The following is a 16,200-nucleotide window of genomic DNA, read 5'->3' as shown; positions in this document are numbered from 1 at the left end:
CGCCCCCGCCGGAACCTCCGACGCCGGTCGCGCCGTCCATACTGACCGTGGGGGGCGAATTTCATACAGTTACCGTCGCGTCTGCGTCGGTCGACGGGAAAGAGGACACCGTGCCTCCTGCCGCACCCAGCCCGATCCTGCGTCGTCGCCGGTTGGGCGTCGAGCTGCGCCGCCTTCGCGAGGCCGCGAGCCTGACCGGGGACCAGGTCATCGAGCGTATCGGTTGGGCGTCCGCGTCCAAACTGTCCCGACTGGAGAACGGTCGCAGCCGTCCGGACCCGCAGGACGTCGCTGTCCTCCTCGACCTCTACGGCGCCGACGCGGCGCAGCGCGAGGAGTTGCTCGGGTTCGCCGGTGAGGCTGGCGACATGCGGACCTGGCTGAAGAACTTCCCGGTGATGACGCTGCAACAGCGCAGCTGGGCGGAACTGGAGGCGGGCTGCGCGGAGATCTCCGAGTACAACCCGGTGCTGGTCCCCGGGCTGTTGCAGACTCCCGGGTACGCCCAGGTCCGGATCGTCTCGGCCCGCCAGGTGGGTGCCGGCGCGGGCGAACCGGAACCCGGCGACGAGCCCGAGACCGAGGTACAGGCGCGGTTGGCCCGCCAGTCGTTGCTGACCCGGGAGACCGACGCGCCGCGCTACACCGCCGTCCTGGAGGAGGCGGCCCTCGGTCGCCGCGCCGGGCCGCCCGAGGTGCTGCACGAGCAGTTGGTCCAACTTTGCGAGCTGGCCCTGCTACCGAACGTGACGCTGCACGTGCTCCTGCGCGACACGCAGATCGGAGATTGGTACCTTCCGCCGACCGCGTTCTCCCTCTATCGGTTCGCCGATCCCCTCGATCCGGAGACGTTGGCCATCGAAGGGGGCTTCACGGACGTCATGTCGTCCGACGCTATTGCACTAAATCGCTATAAAGTGGTGTTCGAGTGGCTATGCACGGCGGCACTGAACGCCTCGGACACCCTCTCCTGGCTGATCGAGGCGACGGGACGGCTGACCGAGGCGGCGCCCCCATCCACAGTGGCGTTCGGGCCGGCAACGGCGCCGACCCAACGCCGCCGGGCTGCGGGGCGACTGACGGACCGGTGATCCACGGGGGACCATCCGTCGGGGCGTGCGGCACCACTCGTCCCATCGGATCGCTGCACATCAGGAGCAGAACCATGAACGACATCCGCAACACGCCGTCCGTCTCCGCGCAGTCGCTGGTAGACGCCCCGTGGCGTACGAGCACACGCAGCCAGACCTCCAACTGCGTCGAGGTCGCCCCCCTGGGCACCGGTCCCTCGGCGGTCGCGCTGCGCGACAGCAAGGACCGGGGTGGCCCGGTGCTGCTGTTCAACCGCGCGGGCTGGCTCGGCTTCATCACCGGTGCCAAGGAGGGCCAGTTCGATCTGAACTGATCCGGTGACCGGGACGGGGCCGTCGGCGTATCGCCGGCGGCCCCGTCGTCGTGTGCGCCACCAACCCCGCTGACCAGCCCATCGGTTGATCGGACGAGGCTGGAAACCGATAGGCGCGTTTCAGTTGCTGGGACGAGTACGCGGCGTAGCATGACCTCGAGTACGTGGAACTTCCACACTGGCTCATCCGTCGCGGTTCATCCGGAGACCCTCATGCGGTTCCTGATCGTTCGCACCGACATCCGCGCCGTCGCCGACGGAGACATCGCCGCCGCCTGGGCGGACGGCCACCGACTTCGCGACGAGCCGACCCAGCCTGAGCCGCGCCGGCAGATCGTGCACGCCGAGGACCGGGACGCCGCGCTGTTGCTGGCCCGGGCGCTCGCCACGGTCGGCGCCGTACGCGCCGGCAAGCAACGGGTCAAGGTCCTGCCGCTCACCGAGCCCCGACCCGCGTTCCGACACAAACCGGGCCGCACCGGCCCCTGACCCACCAGACGTCCGTCGTGGCCGGATCGGCTCCCCCGCCGTGTTCCTTGCCTCCGACCATGACGGCCCGTGTTCCCGGCCCGTGACCGCCGCGGCAACGTCGGCCACGGGCCGGGACCGTGCTCAGCGGTCGCCGTCCACCCAACCATCCAGCCAGCGGTGGATGAGGAACAACGCGATCGACGACGGCGGCGGCAGGATCAGCCGGGCACCGTCGCCCACGTCCACGGTCCGCCCGGCCAGCGCCGCCCCGATCTCCTGCCGGGAGAACCACCGGGCGTACGCGATCTCCGACGGATCGACCCGCACCGGATCCGACGGGTCGGCCGTGGCCAGGAAACCCAACATCAGCGAGCCGGGGAACGGCCACGCCTGGCTGCCCACGTACCCGATCCGCTCGACTCCGATGCCCACCTCCTCACGGACCTCGCGCAGTACGGCGGCCTCGGCCGACTCCCCCGGCTCGACGTAGCCGGCCAGGCACGAGTAGCGCCGACCACCCGGGGTGCCGGGCCAGCCGGCGTTGTTGCCGAGCAGGCAGCGCCCGTCCGGCCCGTCGACCCCGTCGTGCACCAGGACGATCATCGCCGGGTCGGTGCGCGGCCAGATCCGGCCGCCGTTGCGGTCCACCCGGGACCAACCGGCCTCGTCCATCGCCGTCGGCGCACCGGTGCTCGCCGAGTAGCCGTGCCGGGTGTGCCAGTTGACCAGCGCCAACGCGGTAGTGAAGATGCCGGCCTCCCGGTCGGCGAGCAGATGCCCGACCTCGCGCAGGTTGACCGCCCGGGTGCCCGACAACGCCGGCAGCGGCGCGTCGACCGCGAAGACCGGCACCCCGTCCGGCTCGACACCGAGGAACATCGCCATCGACTCGGACCCGGCCGGCAGGTCCGCCGCGCCGAACAGCACCAGCGCCGGAGGCGACACGTCGGTACGGGCCAGCGTCCGCCCGTCGTCGGTCGAGTCGAGCAGCAGCACCCGGGCGCGCAACCACGCCTCGGTCAGCCACTGCGAGTCACCCCGCCGGTGCGCGGCCCGGTCCAGTGTCGACCGGGCCAACGGTGGCGCCGTCTCGCCGCTCACCGCAGGGACTCGGTACGGATCGTGGTCAGCGCGGCCAGGCCCGGGGTGACCAGTTCGGCGTCGCCGAGCACGACGACCGCGGCCCGGGCCGGCGCCAGGTAGCGGGCCGCCACCTCCGCGACGTCGTCGATGCTCGCCTTGGCCAACCTCGCCGCGTACTCGGCGAGGAAGTCCAGACGTAGCCCGTTGCCGGCGTACGCGCTGGTCAACGCGGCCAGCCCGGCCTGGGTGGACATGCCGAGCTGAAGGGTGCCGAGGGCGTACTGGCGGGCCTGCTCCAACTCCTCCGGCTTCGGCGGCAGCGACGCCAACCGGCCCAGCTCGTACGTCGTCTCGAGCAACGCCGGACCGGTGACCTCGGTGGCCACCTCGGCGGCGGCGACCAGCACCGACCCGGCCACCGAGTGCTCGATCACCGAGTGCGGCCCGTACGTGTAGCCCTTGTCCTCGCGGATGTTCTCCACCCAGCGGGAGGAGAAGTAGCCGCCGAAGATCAGGTTGGCCAGTTGCAGCGGAGCGTGGTCGGGGTCGGTGCGGGACACGGCCGGCAGCGCGATACGCAGCGAGGACTGCACCGACCCGGGCCGGTCGACCAGCAGCAGCGGCCCCGGCTCCAGCGGGGGTGTCCGCGGCAGTTCGGCGGTGCGACCGGCGCCGGACCACCCGCCGAGCGCCCGCTCGGCCGCGTCCAGCGCCTTCTCCGGCTGCACGTCGCCGACCAGCACCAACTGCGCACCGGCCGGATGCACCCGCTCGGCGTGCAGGGTGCGCAGCGTCGCCGGCCGGACCGCGCGGATCTGGTCGGGCTCCGGGGTCTGCGTCGCGTACGGGTGCCGGCCGTAGATCCGCTTCAGCAGCGCCTCGCGGGCCAGGTGTGCCGGCTGGCTCTGCGCCACCTGGATCCGGTCGACCAGCCGGTCCCGTTCGGTGGTCACCTCGTCGGTCGGGTAGTTGGCGCCGGTCAACACCTCGGCCAGCAGCTCCAGCATCCGGTCCAGGCCGGTGACCAGGCCGGCGCCGGAGAGCATCAGCCGGTCCGGGTCGACACCGGCGGCCAGCCCACCGCCCACCTTCTGCAGCTCGGCGGCGATCTGCACGCTGGTCATCGACTCGGTGCCGGAGAGCATGGTCTGCGAGAGCATCGCCCCGCGGGCCAGGTGCGCCCGGCCGAACGGGATCCAGAGGCGCAACTCGACCAGGGGTACGGAGGGCCGGCGTACCGCGATCACGGTCAGACCGTTGCGGAGCGTGCGTTCGGCCTGCCGGGGCACCTTGAGCTTGCGGGTGGGGCCGAGCGGGGGCAGCGTGCGTACGCTCATCGGGCACCTCCGGCGATGACCTCGATGGTGGCGCGGCGCTCCGGTCGAAGGGTGGCGGCGGCGGTCTGGACCTGCTCCTCGGTGACCTCGCCGATCAGCCTCGGCAGGTCGTTGAGCAGCCCCGGCTCACCGCGTTGCTGTTCCAGGACGGCCATCCGCAGCGCCCGGCCGAGCACCGCGTCGGTGTCGCGCAGCAGGTGGGTCGCCATCCGGGCCTGGGTGCGGGCCAGTTCGCCGTCGGTCAGGCCGTCGGTGCCCAGCCGATCGAGTTCCTCGTCGACGGTGCGCAGCACCTTGTCCACGTCGCCGCCCGGCGGCAGGTGCGCCTGCAGCAGCAGCGCGGTGGGATCCCGCACGTCGAACGGGTCACCCATGAAACCGAGGTAGCCGCCGAGGCTGGTCACCGAGCGGTCGCGCTGGACGAGCCGCTCGACGAGCCGCGACGCGTCGCCGTCGGTGAGCACCTCGGCCAGCACCACGTACGGCAGGTAGCCGGCGAAGTCGGTGACCGGGTCGGGCACCCGCCAGGCCCCGGCCACCGCCGGCAGCGGCGCCAGCCGATCGGTGTACGTGGTGCGCCGCTCGGCGGCCAGGTCGGGCTCGGTGAAGTCGGGTCGCTTCGGCGCGGGGCGGGCCGGCACGTCGCCGAAGTGCCGGTTGACCAGCTCGGTCGCCTCGGCCACGTCGATGTCACCGCTGACGGCGAGGACCGCGTTGCCGCTGGCGTAGTAGCGGCGGAAGAAGTCGGCGGCGTCGGCGACGGTCGCCGACTCCAGGTCGTCGAACGAGCCGTAGCCGTCGTGCGCGTTGGGGAAGGTGTCGAACATGACCGGCGGCAGGGTGAGCCAGGGGAAACCGCCGTACGGCCGGTTGAGCACGTTGACCCGGATCTCCTCCTTGACCACGTCGACCTGGTTGCGCAGGGTCTCCTCGGTCAGTCGGGGGCCGCGCATCCGGTCCGCCTCCAGGAACAGCGCGCGTTCCAGCGCGTTGCTCGGCAGCGTCTCGAAGTAGTCGGTGTAGTCCAGGTGGGTGGAGCCGTTGAAGGTGCCGCCGGCACCCTGCACGTGCCGGAAGTGGGCCAGCTTCTCCAGATTTTCCGAGCCCTGGAACATCAGGTGCTCGAAGAGGTGGGCGAAGCCGGTGCGCCCCTCCGGTTCGGAGCGGATGCCGACGTCGTAGACCACCGCCACCCCGATCACCGGGGCGCTGCGATCGGGGGTGAGCACCACCCGCAGGCCGTTGTCGAGGGTGAACCGCTCGACCGGGTACTTGGTCGCTGGAATTCTGGATCTCCGCGCCGCCACGGGACTGACCCTAGCGCGTCGACACCCGCCCCACCGGCGTCCTCCGCGGAGCCGGCACCACCGGTTTGGTGACCAGCGGCAGCACCTCCGCGCCGACCCGCTCGGCCTCCTCGCGGTGCGGCCAGCCGGAGAGGACGAACTCGTCGACGCCGAGGTCGGCGTACTCGTCGATGCGGGCCGCGACCTCGGCGTAGCTGCCGACGAGCGCGGTGCCGGCGCCCTCACGGACCAGGCCGACCCCGGCCCAGAGGTTGGGTGCGACGGTGAGCCCGTCGGTGCGGCCGGCGTTCAGCGCGGCCATCCGGGCCTGCCCGACGGAGTCCATCCGGCGGAACCTGGCCTGGGCGGCGGCGATCCGTTCCGGGCTCATCCCGGCCAGCAGGCGGTCGGCCTCCGCCCACGCCTCGGCGCTGGTGGGCCGGGCGATGACGTGCAGGCGGAGGCCCGTGCGCAGGGTGCGGCCGTGCTCGGCGGCGAGCGCCCGGATACGGGTGACGCGGGCTGCGATGGCCGTGGGTGGCTCACCCCACATGAGGTACGTGTCGGCCTGCTGGGCCGCGACCGCCTCGGCGGCGGGGGACGCGCCGCCGAAGTAGACCGGCGGCGGCTCGGACAGGGGGGTGGCCAGGCCACCGCCCTCGACCCGGTAGTGCGCGCCGGAGTGGTCGAACGGCCGGCCGGCCCAGGCGCGGCGGAGCACCTCGATGAACTCGCCGGTGCGTGCGTAGCGGTCGTCGTGGCCGAGAAAGTCGCCGTACGCCCGCTGCTCGGCCGGGTCGCCGCCGGTGACGATGTTGAGCGACAGCCGACCGCCGGAGACGGCCTGGAACGCCTCGGCCTGCTGGGCGATCAGGGTGGGCAGCGCGAAGCCGGCGCGGACGGCGACCAGCATGCCGAGCCGCTCGGTGTGCTGGGCGACGGCCGCGCAGACGATCCACGGGTCGGGGCAGCCGGCACCGACCGGGGTCAGGACGGCGCTGAAGCCGCCCGCCTCGGCGGCGCGGCCGACCTCGGCCAGGTACGCCACGGTGGCGGCCCGGTCGTGGCGGGCGGCGCCCGCCGTGACGGTGGCCGCGCCGACCTGGTCGCCGTCGCCGGAGGTGGGCAGGAACCAGTGGAAGGTCCGTGATCCAGTCACCGGCTTACCCTAGCAAACTAGTAGGAAATACCGACATATCTGAGACCCCGCGTCCCGGCATGTGGATGCCTCTTGACGCTGACCACGCCCTGGCCCACTCTTCCTACCAACTAAGTAGGAATACTGCGGATTGGATGGACGATGAGACGGCTTCCCTTGCGCCGCTTGGTCACCCTGGCCACTCTCGCCGCCCTCGGCGCGGCGACCCTGGGCAGCACCGCCGCGTGCGGCGACGACAGCGAGGGCGCGGGCGGCAGCTCCGGCCCGGTGACGCTGCGCCTCGGCTACTTCCCCAACATCACCCACGCGCCGGCGGTCGTCGGCGTCGAGAAGGGCATCTTCGCCGAGAAGCTCGGCGCCGACGTCAAGCTGGACCCGAAGACCTTCAACGCCGGCCCGGCCGCCATCGAGGCCGTCTTCTCCGGTGCGCTGGACGCCACCTACATCGGTCCGAACCCGACCGTGAACGCGTTCTCCAAGTCGAAGGGCGAGGCGGTCCGGGTCGTCTCCGGCGCGGCGTCCGGTGGCGTGGCGCTGGTGGTCAAGCCCGGCATCAACGGCCCGCAGGACCTGAAGGGCAAGAAGGTCGCCACCCCGCAGCTGGGCAACACCCAGGACGTGGCGATCCGCTACTGGCTCAAGCAGCAGGGGCTCACCACCACCAAGGAGGGCGGCGGCGACGTCAAGATCGTGCCGCAGGAGAACGCCCAGACGGTGGAGACGTTCAACAGCGGCGCGATCGACGGCGCGTGGGTGCCCGAGCCGTTCGTGTCCCGCCTCGTCAACGCCGGCGGCAAGGTGCTCGTCGACGAGCGTGACCTGTGGCCGGACAAGAAGTTCGTCATCACCAACCTGCTGGTCAGCACCAAGTTCCTCAAGGCGCACCCGGACGTGGTGCAGAAGCTGGTCGACGGCCAGGTGGCCGCGAACGAGTTCGTCAACAGCAAGCCCGAGGAGGCCCAGCAGGCGATCTCCGACGCGATCGGCAAGATCACCGGTAAGCCGCTGGACCTGAAGCTGATCAAGCAGGCGTGGCCGACGTTGGAGTTCACCAACGACCCGATCCCCGCCTCGCTCAAGGCCGGCCTCGACCACGCCGTCGAGGTGGGGCTGACCGAGCCGGTCGACCTCAAGGGCCTGTACGACCTCACGTACCTCAACACCGCGCTCAAGGCCGCCGGCAAGCCCGAGGTCACCCAGCCATGACGTCGACCACGACGACGCCGCAGAGCGCGACCACCGCGGTCGCGCTCTCCGGCGTGACCAAGGTGTACGGACGTGGGGCGAACGCCGTACTGGCCCTGGACGGCGTGTCCCTGGACGTCGCGCCGGGCGAGTTCGTCTGCCTGGTCGGCGCCTCCGGCTGCGGCAAGAGCACCCTGCTCAACCTGGTCGCCGGGTTGGATCGGCCCAGCGGCGGAGAGATCGGCCTGGCCGGCGGCGTCAACCCCGGGCTGATGTTCCAGGAGCCGGCGCTGTTTCCCTGGCTGACCGTCGAGGCGAACGTCGAGGTGCCGCTCAAGCTGCGCGGACTGCCCCGGGCCGAGCGGCGGGAACGGGTCGCCGAATTGCTGCGCACCGTGCACCTGGGCGAGTTCGGCCGCAAACGCCCGCACGAGCTGTCCGGCGGGATGCGGCAGCGGGTCGCGCTCGCCCGCACCCTGGCCCTGGACACCCCGGTGCTGCTGATGGACGAGCCGTTCGGCGCGCTGGACGCGATGACCCGCGACATCCTGCACGACGAGCTGGAACGGATCTGGTCCGAGCGCAAACTCTCGGTGCTCTTCGTGACGCACAACGTCCGCGAGGCCGCCCGGCTGGCCGACCGGATCATCCTGCTCTCCAGCCGACCCGGCCGGATCATCTACTCCACCGAGGTGGACATCCCACGCCCGCGACGGATCGACTCCCCCGAGGTCGCCGCCATCGCCGCCGAGGTCACCGAACGGCTCCGTACGGAGGTGGGCCGCCATGGCCAGTGACACCCTCACCAGCTCGGCGCGTACCGACGCGCAGATCTCCGGCCTCGACGCGCTGGAGATCGCCGGCCGGGACAAGGAGGTCTCCCGGGGCGCCCGGATCTGGGCCGGCACGTGGCCCAAACTCGCCGCGCTGGCCATCGCCATCCTGGCCTGGCAGCTGGTGGTCTGGTCGGGTTGGAAGCCGCCGTACTCACTGCCGGGCCCGCTGGTCGTCGGCCGCGAGCTGCTGGCCCAGGCCCAGGGCCCGCAGCTCTGGGAGGGCCTGCTCACCACGCTGCGCCGCGCCGCCGTCGGCTATGTCTTCTCGGTCGCGGTCGGCCTGCTGCTGGGCCTCGCGGTGGCCCGGTCCACGGTGCTCCGGGCCGCCATCGGCTCGATGATCACCGCGCTGCAGACCATGCCGTCGATCGCCTGGTTCCCGCTGGCCATCCTGCTGTTCGAGCTGAGCGAGAAGGCGATCTTCTTCGTGGTGGTGCTCGGCGCGGCACCGTCCATCGCCAACGGGGTGATCTCCGGTGTGGACTACGTGCCACCACTGCTGAAGCGCGCCGGGCGTAACCTGGGCGCCCGTGGGCTCAACCTCTACCGGTACGTCATCGCACCGGCCGCCCTTCCGGCCATCGTCGCCGGCCTCAAGCAGGGCTGGGCGTTCTCCTGGCGCAGCCTGATGGCCGGTGAGCTGATCGTGGTCGGCATCTCGCAGACCTCGCTCGGCGCGCAGCTCACCTACTCCCGCGAACTGTCCGACGCGCCCTGGCTGCTCTCCACCATGATCGTTATCCTGGTCGTCGGTCTGGTCGTCGACGCCGCGTTCGGCGCGGCGGACAAGGCGATCCGGCGCCGCTGGGGCGTACTGGACCAGGCTGGTCAGTGACGTGTACGTCTCCGCGCGCAGCGACTACGCGCTCCGGGCCATGCTCGCCGTCGCCGCCGCCAGTGGCGGCGGCGGCGAGGACGGTGCCGGCGAGTTGGTGAAGGCGGCCAGCCTGGCCGAGGTGCAGGACATCCCGCTGAGCTTCCTCCAGGGCATTCTGCTCGACCTGCGCCGGGCCGGCCTGCTGCACAGCCACCGCGGCGCCGAGGGCGGGTACGCGTTGACCCGGCCAGCCGCGGAGATCACGGTCGGGGACGTGCTGCGCGCGGTCGGCGGCTCGCTCACCACCGTGCGCGGCCTACCGGCCGAGCGGGCCGGCTACCACGGGGTCGCCGCCGGGCTCACCGACGTCTGGCTGGCGGTGCACGGGGCCATCGCCACCGTCGTCGACAGCACGAACCTGGCCGACCTGCTGGCCCGCGACCCGACCGGCCACGCCCGCAGCGCCTCCTGAGCGCGGTCCCGGTCCGCCCCTGCTCCGCGATCTCCCCTGGATGATCGTGCTCGATCATGGATGTAGTGCCCTCGTCCATGCTGGAAGGGGCCTGTTTCCTGGATCGAGCGCGATCATGCGCGGGTGAGTGCGACCAGGCGCGATCAGGCACCGGCGGGCGCGGGTGAGTGCGACCAGGCGCGGGCAAGCGCCGGGGCGGTGTGGTCGGGCCGGTGCCCCGCCGACCCGACCACACCTCGTACCGATCCTGACCGGGCCTGCCCCTCGCCGGCTCCGGTCGGCCGGTCGCTGCTCAGCCCACGTGCGCGACCGTCGGGCCGGGGCCCGGGCCGCCGGGGCTGCGCAGCTCCACCAGACCGGCCGGAGCGTTGCCCGCCGGGGTGGCATGCCAGGGTGCGAAGGCCGCAACCATGGCGAGCAACAGACCGGCGAGCGCGACAGCGACCACCAGGATCAGTTCGCGCAGCGCCCCCGAGCCGGCCTCGCCCGCCATGGTCACCCCTCCCGTGCCGGGCCCCCCGCCCGGCCTCCCCCGTTGGCCAGCTTCGACCAGGCCGGGGCGGGGCGCAGTCGGCCAACCGACCGAGCCAGGGCTGATTGCCGACTCAGATATTCAGGCGGGCGGCGTGACCGACCGGCCATCGGATCGCTGCCGCGGACAGACGAGACCGACCCGCCCAACAGAAGCGGGACGGGTCGGTCTCGGTGCGCAGAAGATCAGACGGTACGGGGCCGACGCGGACGGCGGGACCGGCCCGACGCGCGATGCGCCGGCCGGGCGCCACCGTCGGTGGCCGAGCCACCGGAGGCGCGTACCCGACCGGGCGACGCCGGCGGCGCGGCGATGGTCACCGGCACGCCGGACGGCTCACGGGCACCGGTCACCCGGACCAGCGCCTCGTCACCCGGGCGCACCTGGACCGACTGCGGTCGGATGCCGGCGGTGGCCATCAGACGGGACACGTCCCGACGCTGCTCCGGCAGGACCAGGGTGACCACGGTGCCGGACTCGCCCGCCCGGGCGGTACGGCCACCCCGGTGCAGGTAGTCCTTCGCCTCGGTCGGCGGGTCCACGTTGACCACCATGTCCAGGCCGTCGACGTGGATGCCCCGGGCCGCCACGTCGGTGGCGACCAGGGCGGTCACCTGACCGTTGCGGAACTGCTCCAGGATCCGGGTGCGCTGCGGCTGGGACTTGCCGCCGTGCAGCGCGGCCGCGCGTACACCCTTGGAGAGCAACTGGCGGGCGAGCCGGTCGGCGCGGTGCTTGGTGCCCATGAACAGGATGGTGCGGCCGTCGCGGGCGGCGATCCGGGTCAGCGCGTCGGGCTTGTCCACCGCGTCGACGTGCAGCACGTGGTGGGTCATCGCGGTGACCGTGGCGGTGCCCGGGTCGACCGAGTGGGTCACCGGGTTGCTCAGGAAGCGGCGGACCAGCCGGTCCACGCCACCGTCCAGGGTGGCGGAGAAGAGCATCCGCTGCCCCTGCGGCGCGACCTGCTCCAGGAGCTTCGTCACCTGCGGCAGGAAGCCCATGTCGGCCATCTGGTCGGCCTCGTCCAGCACGGTGATCTCGACCTGGTCGAGCCGGGCGTCACCGCGGTTGATCAGGTCGTGCAGCCGGCCGGGGGTCGCCACGACCACCTCGGCGCCGGCACGCAGCGCGTCCGCCTGGCGCTGCAACGACAGCCCGCCGACGACGGTGGCGCAGCGCAACCCGACAGCGCGGGCGTACGGGGCCAGCGCGGCGGTGACCTGCTGGGCCAGCTCGCGGGTCGGCACCAGCACCAGGGCCAGCGGACGACCCGGGCGGGCCTTGCGGCCGGCGGTGCGGGAGAGCAGCGGAAGCCCGAAGGCGAGGGTCTTGCCGGAGCCGGTGCGGCCCCGGCCGAGCACGTCGCGGCCGGCGAGCGAGTCGGGCAGCGTCGCCGACTGGATCGGGAACGGCTCGGTGATGCCCTGCGCGGTCAGCGCGGTGAGCAACGCCGGTGCCAGACCGGTATGAGCGAACGACGGAATAACCGTGGTCATGCAGAAGCCTTCCTCGACGCGGCACGTGTCGAGGGAGGGCGCCGATGTCGGCGCTGTCACCGGCGGCCACAGGCAGCCGGGACTCACAAGCACGAACCGATTGGAGTACAGGCCGGCCCGCCGCCAGGCCGCCGCCTGCGGAGGCAGGCGGCGGCGGGGCGGGCCGGTCCCGTCACCGTCACACCCGGAGGGCGCGACAGGTAATGCTGACCGATCCGAAGATCAGAGCGGGCGGATGTTCTCCGCCTGCGGGCCCTTCTGACCCTGGGTCACCTCGAACTCGACCCGCTGGTTCTCGTCCAGGCTCCGGTAGCCGGAGGACTGGATCGCCGAGAAGTGGGCGAAGACGTCGGCGCCGCCGCCGTCCGGGGTGATGAAGCCGAAGCCCTTGTCAGCGTTGAACCACTTCACGGTGCCAATAGCCATGTGTTTCGTCTCCTTGACGGAACGTCGGACACGCACGTGTTGCGCGCCCGAAGAGGAGCGCTCCGCGCGGGAATGCGCGAATCGCCTGTCGCTTCTGGTCGCCCCGCCCGGAGAACTCCGGACACAACAAAGAGCGCCTGGGGCCACAATCCCGCCAGGCGCACACAGAGTCTCTGGTAACCAAAACTGCAACCCGATCAACCTACCACGGTTTTGCCCGCAGCGGTCAAGCTTGGGCGGAATCTTCGGGCAACTGGGCGATCATGGCGGTGAGCCCGGTCACGTCCAGCAGGTCCGCGGGGCGCACCGTCACCCCGTCCCGGACGTAGTGGAACGCCGCACCCACCCGGTCGACCGGCACCCCGGCCAGCTCCGCCCAGGCCAGCCGGTAGACGGCCAACTGCACCGCCGCCACCTCCGCCGCCGGCCCGGTCAACTGCCGGCCCGTCTTCCAGTCGACCACGTCGAACCGGCCCCCCGGTCGGGCGAAGACGGCGTCCATCCGCCCCCGGACCACCACACCGGCGATCACCGTGGCGAACGGCACCTCCACCTCCACCGGCGCCCGGTCGGCCCACTCGCTGGCCAGGAACCGCTCCTGGAGCTCGGCCAGCGCCTCGTCCGGCGCGGCGTCCGCGTCCGCCGCGCCGGGCAGCTCGTCCAGGTCGAGCAGCCGGTCGGCGCCGAAGCGCTGCTCCAGCCAGGCGTGGAAGGCGGTGCCGCGGCGGGCGTACGGATGTGGTTCGGCGGGCACCGGCCGGCGCAGCGTACGGGCCAGCGCCGCCGGATCGTTGCGCAACGCGACGAGCTGGGTGACGCTCAACTGCCCCGGCAGGGCCACCTCGACCGCGCCGGAGAGCCGGGTCAGCTCGGCCCGCTCGGCCAACAGCAGATCCGCCTCACGCCGCCAGCGCGCCACCTCCGGATCCGCCTCCACCGGCCCGGAAGCCATCGGCCCGACAGCCACCGGCGCGGAAGCCACCGGCCCGACAGCCACCGGCGCGGAAGCCACCGGCCCGACAGTGACCGGCCCGACAGCGACCGAAGCCGGGCCGTCGGTCATCAGGCGGCGGACCAGCCCGGCCGCCTCGGCCAGCGCCGGACGCCGGCCACCCAACGGGTCGGCCGGCCACTCCGCGCGGAGCACCACCTCGGCCGTCGGGTTCGTGGCATCCGGGGTGGGCTCCGGCGCCCAGGCGTCGACCAGGTGCCCCGGGCCGCCGTCCAGGCAGGCGTCGTACACCTCGCGCAGGAAGACCGACGGGCCGCGCGGCCGCTTCGTGCCCTCCCCCCACCAGTAGCCGGAGCACAGCAGCAACCGGCGCGGTCGGGTCACCGCCACGTATGTCAGCCGGCGTTCCTCCCGCTCGTCGTGCGCCCGCCAGGCATCGGTGAAGTCGGCCACCGCCCGGGCCACCGCCCGCTGGTCCCCCGCCTCGTCGAGCGCCAGCTCCGGCAACCCGTCGACGTCGCCCCGCAGCGGGAACGGCAGCACACCCAGCCCGCCCAGCCAGTGGTCGGAGTTGCGCACCGGCCCCGGCCACGACCCACGGCACAGGCCGGCCACCGCCACCACGTCCCACTCCAGACCCTTCGCGGCGTGCGCCGTGACCACCTGGACGGCGCCCTCCACCACCTCGACCTCGCCGGGGGCCAGGCCCCGCTCCTCGTCCTCGGCGGCAGCCAGGTAGGACAGGAAGCCGGACAGGGTCGCACCCGGGGTCTCCCCGCTAAAGCGGGCCGCGACGTCACCCAGGGCGTCCAGGTGACCCCGGGCCAGACCGGCGTCACCGGCGCCGTCCCGGCCGGCGCGCACCGCCACCTCCACGTCCAGGCCGATGGTCCGTTCGATGTCCGCGATCAGATCCGGCAACGCCTGGTCCAGCCGGTAGCGCAGCAGCGCCAACTCCGTGCCGTACGCGCGCAACCGCGCGAAACCCTCCGCCGAGTACGCCTGCGCGGGACCGAGGTCGGCCAGCGCCTCCACCAGGGTCGCCTCGTCGAGCAGATCGGGGCTGATCTCCGCATTCTCGTCGGCGGCCACCTGCCGCCGGGCGTTCGCGATGGCCCGGGCCCGGCGGTGCAGCGCCACCAGGTCACGCGGCCCGATCCGCCAGCGGGCACCGGTGAGCAACCGCAGCAGCGCCGCCCCGTCGGTCGGGTCGGCCAACACCCGCAGCGTGCAGACCACGTCGCGAACCTCGGGAGTGTCCAGCAGACCACCCAGCCCGACGACCTCCACCGGCAGGCCACGCTCGCGCAGCGCCGACTCGATCGCCGGGATCTGGCTGCGGACCCGGACCAGCACGGCCGTCGTCGGGCGCTGCGCCACCGGGATGTGCTCCGGTGCCACGCCCGGCATCCGGGCCGCGCCGCGCCAGGCGGCGAGCACACTGTCGGCGATCCAGGCCGCCTCGTCGGCGTACGTGGGCAGCAGCGCGCAGTGCACCGTGCCACCGGCCGCCCCGCCGGGGCTGCGGTGCGGGATCGGCTCCAGAACGGTCAGCGCCGAGCGCAGCTCTGGCACCCGGGCACCCGCCGCGCGCAGCGGGGTGGACAGCGCGTTCGCCACCCGCAGGATCTCCGGGCGATTGCGCCAGCTCGTGGTGAGCCCCAGCGCCTGCGCGGGCTGACCGTCGGCGCGCGCGAACTCGGTGGGGAACCGGTCCAGGGTGCCGGCGCTGGCCCCCCGCCAGCCGTAGATGGACTGACACGGGTCACCCACCGCCGTCACCGGATGCCCGCCACCGAACAGCGCGTTGAGCAGCACCACCTGGGCATGGCTGGTGTCCTGGTACTCGTCGAGCAGCACCGCCCGGAAACGGCCCCGCTCGATCTCGCCGACCGCCGGGTGATCCCGGGCCACCCGGGCCGCCCGGGCGAGCTGGTCGGCGAAGTCCATCGCCTCGAAGTCCTCCTTGCGCCGGGCGTACGCCCGCACCAGCGGCAGCAGACGCAGCCGGGTCTGCTGCAGGGCGAGCGCCTTGCGCACGTCGGCGTACACCCGCCCCGGCCGCGACTGCACCTCGGCGAAGAACCGACCCGTCCAGGCCGCCAACTCGTCCGGGGCGACCAGGTGCTCGTCCAGCTCCCCGGCGAGCGCCAGCACCGCGTCGGTGATGGTGCTCGGCATCCGGTCCACCTCGGACATGTCGCCGTCGTAGTTACGGACCAGCAGGTCGACCAACTGCCAGCGGGACGCCTCGGTGAGTAGCCGGGTGGACGGCTCGTAGCCGGCCCGCAGCCCGTGCTCGGTGACGATCCGCCCGGCGTACGAGTGGTACGTCGAGACGGTCGGTTCACCGGCCAGCGGGTCGTCCAGCGGGTCCCGACCCTGCCGGCCGAGACGGCGGATCAACTGGTCGAGACGGGTACGGACCCGGTGGGCCAGTTCGCCGGCGGCCTTACGGGTGAACGTCAGCCCGAGGATCTGCTCCGGGCGCACGTACGAGTTGGCCACCAGCCAGACCACCCGAGCGGCCATCGTCTCGGTCTTGCCGGAACCGGCCCCGGCGACCACCAGCAGTGGCTCCACCGGGGCGGCGATGATCGCGGCCTGTTCCCGGGTGGGTGCCGGCAGCCGCAGGAGTTTCGCCAGCTCCACCGGGGTGTACCGGGGGCCGGAGTCGGCGAGCCGGGGCGTCGGCGCCGGGCCGGCGCCGAACAGGGTTGGCTGGGTCACGGTGTCGCCT

General features: G+C 72.7%; 15 protein-coding genes. 7 read left to right on the top strand and 8 right to left on the bottom strand.

Annotated features, from left to right (window positions below; genetic code table 11):
* Positions 1–110 precede the first annotated feature (110 nt).
* From O7620_RS30270 to O7620_RS30260, 3 genes are all read left to right on the top strand, one after another.
* Positions 111–1,091 (top strand): helix-turn-helix transcriptional regulator, encoded by a 981-nt coding sequence (locus O7620_RS30270; protein WP_278126539.1) that lies wholly within the window; start codon positions 111–113, stop codon positions 1,089–1,091.
* 74 nt (positions 1,092–1,165) lie between these two features.
* Positions 1,166–1,405, top strand: a complete 240-nt coding sequence (locus O7620_RS30265; RefSeq protein WP_278126538.1) for a DUF397 domain-containing protein — start codon at positions 1,166–1,168, stop codon at positions 1,403–1,405.
* Between the two features lie 213 nt (positions 1,406–1,618).
* Positions 1,619–1,894 carry a hypothetical protein gene (locus tag O7620_RS30260; protein WP_151492531.1) on the top strand — a complete coding sequence of 92 codons (276 nt, stop codon included), beginning with the start codon at positions 1,619–1,621 and terminating at the stop codon, positions 1,892–1,894.
* 123 nt (positions 1,895–2,017) lie between these two features.
* On the opposite strand, the gene nudC is transcribed toward O7620_RS30260, so the two are convergent.
* Genes nudC through O7620_RS30240 form a run of 4 tightly spaced genes read right to left on the bottom strand, consistent with a single transcriptional unit; the run spans position 2,018 to position 6,741 of the window.
* The gene (gene nudC / locus O7620_RS30255; protein ID WP_151492532.1) at positions 2,018–2,977 is read right to left on the bottom strand and encodes an NAD(+) diphosphatase; all 960 of its coding nucleotides are present in this window, start codon (positions 2,975–2,977) and stop codon (positions 2,018–2,020) included.
* Positions 2,974–4,296, bottom strand: coding sequence for a pitrilysin family protein (locus tag O7620_RS30250; RefSeq protein WP_278126537.1), 1,323 nt, complete (start codon positions 4,294–4,296; stop codon positions 2,974–2,976). Before O7620_RS30250 ends, nudC begins: the two co-directional genes overlap by 4 nt.
* Entirely contained in the window at positions 4,293–5,603 is a 1,311-nt protein-coding gene (locus O7620_RS30245; RefSeq protein WP_278126536.1) for a pitrilysin family protein, read from the bottom strand. Before O7620_RS30245 ends, O7620_RS30250 begins: the two co-directional genes overlap by 4 nt.
* A gap of 10 nt (positions 5,604–5,613) precedes the next feature.
* Positions 5,614–6,741, bottom strand: a complete 1,128-nt coding sequence (locus tag O7620_RS30240) for an LLM class flavin-dependent oxidoreductase (protein WP_278126535.1) — start codon at positions 6,739–6,741, stop codon at positions 5,614–5,616.
* 141 nt (positions 6,742–6,882) lie between these two features.
* On the opposite strand from O7620_RS30240, the gene O7620_RS30235 reads away from it, so the two are divergent.
* Genes O7620_RS30235 through O7620_RS30220 form a run of 4 tightly spaced genes read left to right on the top strand, consistent with a single transcriptional unit; the run spans position 6,883 to position 10,051 of the window.
* The gene (locus tag O7620_RS30235) at positions 6,883–7,947 is read left to right on the top strand and encodes an ABC transporter substrate-binding protein (protein ID WP_278126533.1); all 1,065 of its coding nucleotides are present in this window, start codon (positions 6,883–6,885) and stop codon (positions 7,945–7,947) included.
* Positions 7,944–8,723 (top strand): ABC transporter ATP-binding protein, encoded by a 780-nt coding sequence (locus O7620_RS30230; RefSeq protein ID WP_151492540.1) that lies wholly within the window; start codon positions 7,944–7,946, stop codon positions 8,721–8,723. The genes O7620_RS30235 and O7620_RS30230 overlap by 4 nt, the downstream gene beginning before the upstream one ends.
* Positions 8,713–9,597, top strand: a complete 885-nt coding sequence (locus O7620_RS30225) for an ABC transporter permease (RefSeq protein ID WP_151492541.1) — start codon at positions 8,713–8,715, stop codon at positions 9,595–9,597. The genes O7620_RS30230 and O7620_RS30225 overlap by 11 nt, the downstream gene beginning before the upstream one ends.
* Position 9,598: 1 nt before the next feature.
* The gene (locus O7620_RS30220; RefSeq protein WP_278126532.1) at positions 9,599–10,051 is read left to right on the top strand and encodes an Rrf2 family transcriptional regulator; all 453 of its coding nucleotides are present in this window, start codon (positions 9,599–9,601) and stop codon (positions 10,049–10,051) included.
* Between the two features lie 292 nt (positions 10,052–10,343).
* On the opposite strand, the gene O7620_RS30215 is transcribed toward O7620_RS30220, so the two are convergent.
* The 4 genes from O7620_RS30215 to O7620_RS30200 form a co-directional block, all read right to left on the bottom strand.
* Complete coding sequence (locus tag O7620_RS30215; protein WP_278126531.1) at positions 10,344–10,544, bottom strand: hypothetical protein; 201 nt, start codon at positions 10,542–10,544, stop codon at positions 10,344–10,346.
* A 224-nt stretch (positions 10,545–10,768) separates the two neighbouring features.
* Complete coding sequence (locus O7620_RS30210) at positions 10,769–12,082, bottom strand: DEAD/DEAH box helicase (protein WP_151492995.1); 1,314 nt, start codon at positions 12,080–12,082, stop codon at positions 10,769–10,771.
* A 222-nt stretch (positions 12,083–12,304) separates the two neighbouring features.
* The gene (locus tag O7620_RS30205) at positions 12,305–12,508 is read right to left on the bottom strand and encodes a cold-shock protein (RefSeq protein ID WP_007464836.1); all 204 of its coding nucleotides are present in this window, start codon (positions 12,506–12,508) and stop codon (positions 12,305–12,307) included.
* 226 nt (positions 12,509–12,734) lie between these two features.
* Complete coding sequence (locus O7620_RS30200; protein ID WP_278126530.1) at positions 12,735–16,190, bottom strand: UvrD-helicase domain-containing protein; 3,456 nt, start codon at positions 16,188–16,190, stop codon at positions 12,735–12,737.
* Positions 16,191–16,200: the final 10 nt, after the last annotated feature.

The organism is Micromonospora sp. WMMD710 (assembly GCF_029626045.1).
Classification (GTDB): Bacteria; Actinomycetota; Actinomycetes; order Mycobacteriales; family Micromonosporaceae; genus Micromonospora.
The sequence above is the reverse complement of the archived record's forward strand: the minus strand, read 5'-3'. Positions and strand labels throughout refer to the sequence as shown.

Bases quoted from the DNA above. Each gene is read 5' to 3' on its own strand.
- O7620_RS30225 (WP_151492541.1), top strand. From the start codon at position 8,713: ATGGCCAGTGACACCCTCACCAGCTCGGCGCGTACCGACGCGCAGATC.
- O7620_RS30230 (WP_151492540.1), top strand. From the start codon at position 7,944: ATGACGTCGACCACGACGACGCCGCAGAGCGCGACCACCGCGGTCGCG.
- O7620_RS30265 (WP_278126538.1), top strand. From the start codon at position 1,166: ATGAACGACATCCGCAACACGCCGTCCGTCTCCGCGCAGTCGCTGGTA.
- O7620_RS30215 (WP_278126531.1), bottom strand. From the start codon at position 10,544: ATGGCGGGCGAGGCCGGCTCGGGGGCGCTGCGCGAACTGATCCTGGTG.
- O7620_RS30260 (WP_151492531.1), top strand. From the start codon at position 1,619: ATGCGGTTCCTGATCGTTCGCACCGACATCCGCGCCGTCGCCGACGGA.
- O7620_RS30205 (WP_007464836.1), bottom strand. From the start codon at position 12,508: ATGGCTATTGGCACCGTGAAGTGGTTCAACGCTGACAAGGGCTTCGGC.
- O7620_RS30235 (WP_278126533.1), top strand. From the start codon at position 6,883: ATGAGACGGCTTCCCTTGCGCCGCTTGGTCACCCTGGCCACTCTCGCC.
- O7620_RS30210 (WP_151492995.1), bottom strand. From the start codon at position 12,082: ATGACCACGGTTATTCCGTCGTTCGCTCATACCGGTCTGGCACCGGCG.
- O7620_RS30250 (WP_278126537.1), bottom strand. From the start codon at position 4,296: ATGAGCGTACGCACGCTGCCCCCGCTCGGCCCCACCCGCAAGCTCAAG.